Source organism: Mycobacterium sp. (assembly GCF_032162105.1).
Taxonomy (GTDB): Bacteria; Actinomycetota; Actinomycetes; order Mycobacteriales; family Mycobacteriaceae; genus Mycobacterium.
Window position 1 is genome coordinate 1 of record NZ_JAVRPS010000420.1, and the last position, 6,053, is coordinate 6,053.

Below are 6,053 nucleotides of genomic sequence, written 5' to 3' on the forward strand. Positions count from 1 at the left end.
GTACGTGCGCGTCCCGTACGAGGGGCCGCAGAACCTCCAAGTAGTGACGGTGAATGACGGTCCGCACGCTGATGCGGGCGTCGGTGTCGACCTCGAAACTCGCCGCTGCGTGAAGCGAACGTTCCTGAGGATGATCGGCGAAGTACGCGACCCAGCTGTCCAGCAGCTCGGTGAGAAATGGGAAGAACGGTCTGCTCGGATCGAGCTCACGGATCCGGGCCTCCATGTAGGCACGCACGCGCTGGCTGCCGACGTCGGCGATGAACCCGTAGAGGTCGCGCTTGTCCGCGAAGTACTGGAACAGGCTTCCCTTGGCGACGCCTGCGCGCCGAGCGACGACGTTCAGGCTGCCTCGGGAGAAGCCGTGCGCTCCGAACTCGGCCTCTGCAGCCTCTATCACTGCTGCGCGACGAGCCGGATCGACGCGAGCCCATGTCACCGTCGGCATCGGGTCCTCCTAGGGTCGATGACCACTGGTCATACTACTGTGAGCGCCGTCACAGTCAAGGCCCTGATGGGTTCCGTCGCGCACCGACGACGACTAGCCGGCTCTTCGGCCCTCACGTCGACCCATGTGAAACGTCATTCTGCGAAGCATGCCGTCGCCGAGGACGGTGGAGTGCGCCAGCACGAGCGACACATGAGCCGCGATAACGACGACCAGTAGGTACGCCAGGATCGAATGTGCCTCGCGCAGAACGGAGAACACGCCGACGTTGAACGGCGCGATGGGTGGCACGCGCAGCACGCCGAACACCAGGACAGGCGTCCCGCTCGCCGACACCATCGCCCACCCCACCAGCGGCTGTACGAGCAGCAGCGCATAAAGACCGCGTTCCAGCCAGATCACGGCCTTGCCTTCGCGCCGCCCGATAGTCGGTGGCCAGGCGGGCGGGTGATGCCTGACGCGGTTGACTATTCGGAGCACGACGACCAGCAGAATGAGCGCACCGATCGACATATGGATCACCCGCAGTGTGGCGTAGCCGGCGAGCCAGTTGACCATGGTGAACCCGATGAGGAGGGCGGCGAAGATCAGGATCGCGGTGAGCCAGTGGAACATCCGGCTCAATGCGGTGAACTTCTGCGGTGGCGTCACCGCCGCCGCGGTGTCGTCGATCTCGGTGCTCACGGCGCCACCTCGTCGACGTTGACGGCGGGGGCGCTCTTGGATTCCCGGGCACGGACGCGGTAGGACGCCGCATAGACCGCCGACCTGGGGCTGAGCAGCGGGTCATCGGATCGTTCGATGCCGGGTGGAAGCACGAGGGGATCGAAGTTGATGTCGCGCGCGTTGCCCGCCCGTTCGGTCTCGATCGACGACAGGGTCAGCGTCCCTGCGTCGATTGCTCGTCGGTCGGAGGGCCAGGGCAGGGTGGCGTCGTCGAGCGGATCCGACGGTGCGGCCACGGTGAGCATCAACTTCCATTGCAATGGGCCCGAACGGATCTGGCGGGCAAGGGTGTCGAAGAGTGCGTTGGACCCCGACGATGATCTTGGCGCCGGGGGCGTGACCGGTACCAGCGACCATCGGACCGGGGTTCGGGTGCCTGATTCGCTGATGAAGTAGAACGTGTTGAGACCACGGAAGGTGCTGTCCGCGAAGCCTGGGCTCGGCGGACTCTGACCGATGATCTTCATGGCCTTCGCCGTCTCCGGGTGTGCGGTGAGGAATGCCGCCATGGCTTTGGGGTCGGGCTTACCGGTGTCGGGGGACGGCTTGGACGCGAGCAGTCGGTCGTAGAACCCCTGAGCGGAATTGTCGGGGAAGACGGGAAGGTTCAGCATGGCGGTACGCCACTGCGAACCGCCGGGAAACCCGAACGCCAAGCCGAGGCCCCGCGCCGTCGCTGCCGCGTCGGCGGCATGAGCGTTGCCACCTGCCAGTGAGAATCGGCCAAGCACCGGCGTGCGTCCCGGCCGGAACACGGCTGCGCTGGACAGCTCGTTGCCGTTGCCGTTGCTCTCGAAGTACCCGGCTACGGCAACGCCCTTCGCGTGGTTCTTGCGAAAGCCCGACTGCTTCCCGTTGACCCAGGCGAAGGCCCTGATGAAGCCATCCGGTGTCAATCGATGCGCGGTGCCGATCCAGCCGCCCGCGTAGGCAACGGCGCCGAGGTCGACTGCCAGAAACCCGCCGATCGCGGCCATGCCGAGCAGGACCCGGCGGCGTGTCAGTGGAACCCCGCCCCACGTCGGGCGGGGCTTTGGTGATGGTGTCACCAGCACTCCTTCGAACCGGTCGCCTGACCCCAGCCGCCGTCGCGACTGTAGCGGCGCATTCTGGGAACACGTTGTCAGCCGGAATTCATCATCGACCGCCGAAGAGGAGGATGGGAAGCAGGAGGCGAACTTGACCGACACCGTGCCGCCGCCGACCACCGTCCTGGTGAACGGTCGGCATGAAGAGGTCCGTACCGAACCGGACACCGCGCTGCTGTACGTGCTGCGCAATCATCTCGGCTTGAAGGGCACCCGCTTCGGCTGCGGTCTCGGCCTGTGCGGGGCCTGCTTCGTTCTCGTCGACGGTCAGCCCGCGTATTCGTGCGACACGCCGATGTGGGCGGTGGCGGGCCGCGAGGTCACCACGGTCGAGGGGCTGGGCACGGCCCAAGGGCCCCATCCTGTTGCCCGTTCAATCGTCGACGGCCAGGCCGCGCAGTGTGGCTACTGCATCTCCGGCATCGTGATCGCTGCGGCCGCGTTGCTCGCCGACAACGACGACCCGACCGAGGCAGACGTGCGCGCCGCCTTGGACCGCAACCTCTGCCGATGCGGGGCGCACAACCGGATCGTGCGTGCGGTGTTAGCGGCCGCGGCGGAAGTGCGGCAGAAATGACCATCCAGGACGTCTCGCGGGACATGCCGCCGTCTCTGCGGGCCAACCCCCGGTTGGGGGATTGGCTGAGCATTCTGCCGTCCGGTGTGGTCGAAGTCCGTTCCGGCAAGGTCGAACTCGGGCAGGGAGTGCTCACCGCATTGGCGCAGATCGCCGCCGAAGAACTCGACGTCGACGTGGCCCGGGTACGGATGACGGCGGCGGCCACCGGCACCAGCCCCAACGAGGGGTACACCGCAGGGAGCCTGTCGATCCAGCACTCGGGCGCGGCGCTGCGACTGGCCAGTGCCGAGGCCCGCGCCGTCTATCTGGACGTCGCCGCCGCGCAATGGCAGGTGTCGGCGGACACGCTCGTCGTCTCGGACGGCACGATAGCGGCACCGGACGGACGGACCACCACGTATTGGGAGCTGGCCGACGACCGGCTGCTGGATCACCCGGCGACGGGCGCGACCGAACCGAAGCCGGTGTCGGAGTACCACGTCGTCGGCGCCAGCGTGCCGAGGATCGACCTGCCCGACAAGCTCGCGCCCCGGCCGCGGTTCGCGCACGACCTGGCGTTGGACGGCATGTTGTTCGGTCGTATCGTGCGGCCGCCGTCCCGCGGCGCCCGTCTGCTCGACGTCGATGTCGAGCCGACGCGGGCGATGGCGGGTGTGGTCGCCATCGTGCGCGACGGGAGCTTCCTCGCCGTGGTCGCCGACCGAGAGGAGGTGGCGCTCGCCGCCGCGGACCGTCTGCGCACTGCCGCGACGTGGCGCGAGCGCCCAACACTGCCCGACGAGGACGATCTCGCCGGCTTCCTCACCTCGGCGCCGGCCGAGACCAGCATCCTCGCTGACGTTCACGCCGACGGAGCACCTGGATCTGGCTCCAACTCCTACGAATCCACCTACCACCGACCGTATCTCGCGCACGCCGCCATGGGCCCGTCCAGTGCGACCGCACTCGTGTCGAACGCAAACGGCGTCAGATTGGACGTCTGGACGCACAGCCAGGGCGTGTACCTGCTGCGCCGCGAACTGGCCCGTGCGCTGGACCTGACCGAGGAGCAGATCACGGTCCGGCACGTCGAAGGCTCTGGCTGCTACGGCCACAACGGCGCCGACGACGTCGCCCTGGACGCGGCCCTGCTCGCCTTGGCGGTGCCCGGCCAACCGGTCCAGGTGGTGTGGTCACGACCCGATGAACTCGGGTGGGCGCCATACGGACCGGCCGCCGTCGTGCGGATCGCCGCCGACGTGGACGCGGACGGCGGGGTGCTGTCGTGGCGGCACGAGATCTGGGGCAACGGACACGCCACCCGGCCAGGGTTCACCCAGGCGGTCGGCCTGCTCGCCGCGACTCACCGCGACGGCGGTGAACCGATCGAGGCCGCGGGCGAACCGCCGCTGGCCAATGGTGGGGGAGCTGGGCGTAATTCCGTGCCGGGCTACGCATTTCCCGCCTACCGAGTGGTGAACAACCGGTTGACCGTGATGCCGTTGCGGACATCGTCGATGCGCGCGCTCGGTGGCTTCGTCAACGTGTTCGCGATCGAATCGTTCATGGACGAACTTGCGACCGCTGCCGGGCGCGATCCGGTCGAATTCCGTCTCGCTCACCTGTCCGACCCGAGAGGCCGCAGGGTGATCGATGCGGTGCAGCGGCGGTCGGACTGGGCCGGGTGGTCTTCTGCCGACTCGGTCGGGCACGGGATCGGCTACGCGCGCTACAAGAACAGCAGCGCGTACTGCGCGGTCGTCGCGGAAGTCGAAGCCTCCGACGAGGTGCGGGTTCGTCGGTTGACCATCGCGGTCGACGCCGGCCTGATCATCAACCCCGACGGGGCGGAGAACCAGATCGAGGGCGGCGCGATCCAGGCAACGAGTTGGACACTGAAGGAGCGGGTTCGATTCAACGACCTGACCGTCACCAGCGACACCTGGGAGAGCTACCCGATTCTGCGGTTCTCCGAGGTACCGGCGGTCGTCGTGGAGTTGTTGCCCGGCGACGGGAATCCGGCCCTTGGGGTGGGTGAGGCCGCTCAGGGACCGACCGCCGCCGCGATCGGAAACGCCATCTACGACGCCATCGGAGTCCGGGTGCGGACCATGCCCTTCACGCCGGAACAGATCGTCGCCGCCATTCCAGACTGAATCCCCCTCACGGCGCTGCTGGTTTGCCCGAATCCGCCATTGACCCGCCAAGTCACGCCGATGAGGCAGAATTGCGCAGGTGACGACGCCGCCGCAACGCCCAGGGCAGCCTGGCTGGCGCGGCAGGGGGACCCCGCCGCCCCCGCCGCCTGACCCCGCGACGCGACGGATTCCGCGCCCTGGTCAGCCCGAGGCGCCCACCGAACAACTCCGCTCACGACAACGGCCTCCGGATGCGGTGCCCACCGAGCAGTTCCGGCGGCCTCCACCGCCCGCCGGCGGCCCACCTCCGCGGCCAGGACCGCCACCGCCTCCGGCACCAGCACCCCCGCCTCCCGCACCGCCGCCTCCCGTCCGCCAGCAGCCCGAAGGCGACAAGCCGCGCGGCGCCGGCTTCCTCAACGGGAAGTCGATCGCGCTGATCGCGATCATCGTCATCGCCCTGGTGGCAGGCGGTCTAGCCGGCGCGGAGCTCTATGCGCGGCACCGTGCGGACAGCATCCTGGTGGAGGTCGCCGAATGTGTCGTCCAAGACAGCGCGACCATATCGTTCGGTGTGAACCCGCCCTTTCTGTGGCAACACATCACGGGCCACTACACCAACATCTCGGTCACCACCGCGGGGGACCGGGTGCAAGAGGCCAAGGGCATGACCGCCGATGTGACGCTGGAGGACGTGCGGTTGCAGGAGACGGCGGACTCCAAGGGCACCATCGGATCGTTGAACGCGACGCTCACCTGGAAGTCCGCAGGGATCAAGGACACGGTGGCCGCCAACCTGCCGGGGGTCGGCAGCTTGATCACCGGCGTGCGCACGGACCCCGCCGCGGGCACGATCGTCCTGGAAGCCGGCGACAATGGCGTCACGGCCAAGCCCGTCGTCACCGACGGCGACCTCGATCTGCAGGTCCTCGACGTCAGCGGCCCGCTGCCGAAGGACGCGGTGCAGACTGCGCTCAACGCGCTCACGAAGAAACTGAACGACAACTATCCGCTCGGTATCCACGCCGACAGCGTCGAGGTGACCGACAGCGGAGTCGTCGGGAAGTTCTCCAGCCAGAACGCGTCGATCCCCA

General features: G+C 68.0%; 6 protein-coding genes. 3 read left to right on the forward strand and 3 right to left on the reverse strand.

What is annotated here, in order from left to right; all coding sequences use genetic code 11:
* The 3 genes from QOC69_RS21350 to QOC69_RS21360 form a co-directional block, all read right to left on the reverse strand.
* On the reverse strand, positions 1-448 hold a 448-nt coding region (locus QOC69_RS21350; RefSeq protein WP_526443284.1), incomplete at its 3' end, for a TetR/AcrR family transcriptional regulator.
* Between the two features lie 93 nt (positions 449-541).
* Positions 542-1,132 carry a cytochrome b gene (locus tag QOC69_RS21355; RefSeq protein WP_526443286.1) on the reverse strand — a complete coding sequence of 197 codons (591 nt, stop codon included), beginning with the start codon at positions 1,130-1,132 and terminating at the stop codon, positions 542-544.
* Positions 1,129-2,223, reverse strand: coding sequence for a catalase family peroxidase (locus QOC69_RS21360; RefSeq protein WP_526443288.1), 1,095 nt, complete (start codon positions 2,221-2,223; stop codon positions 1,129-1,131). Before QOC69_RS21360 ends, QOC69_RS21355 begins: the two co-directional genes overlap by 4 nt.
* 130 nt (positions 2,224-2,353) lie before the next feature.
* On the opposite strand from QOC69_RS21360, the gene QOC69_RS21365 reads away from it, so the two are divergent.
* The 3 genes from QOC69_RS21365 to QOC69_RS21375 form a co-directional block, all read left to right on the forward strand.
* Entirely contained in the window at positions 2,354-2,839 is a 486-nt protein-coding gene (locus tag QOC69_RS21365; RefSeq protein ID WP_526443290.1) for a (2Fe-2S)-binding protein, read from the forward strand.
* Positions 2,836-4,977: a xanthine dehydrogenase family protein molybdopterin-binding subunit gene (locus QOC69_RS21370; RefSeq protein WP_526443292.1), complete on the forward strand. Its 2,142-nt coding sequence runs from the start codon at positions 2,836-2,838 to the stop codon at positions 4,975-4,977. Before QOC69_RS21365 ends, QOC69_RS21370 begins: the two co-directional genes overlap by 4 nt.
* 79 nt (positions 4,978-5,056) lie before the next feature.
* Positions 5,057-6,053: LmeA family phospholipid-binding protein (locus tag QOC69_RS21375; RefSeq protein WP_526443294.1), on the forward strand; the 997-nt coding region annotated here is incomplete at its 3' end.

Coding starts and splice junctions, on each gene's coding strand:
- QOC69_RS21370 (WP_526443292.1), top strand. CDS start 2,836: ATGACCATCCAGGACGTCTCGCGGGACATGCCGCCGTCTCTGCGGGCC.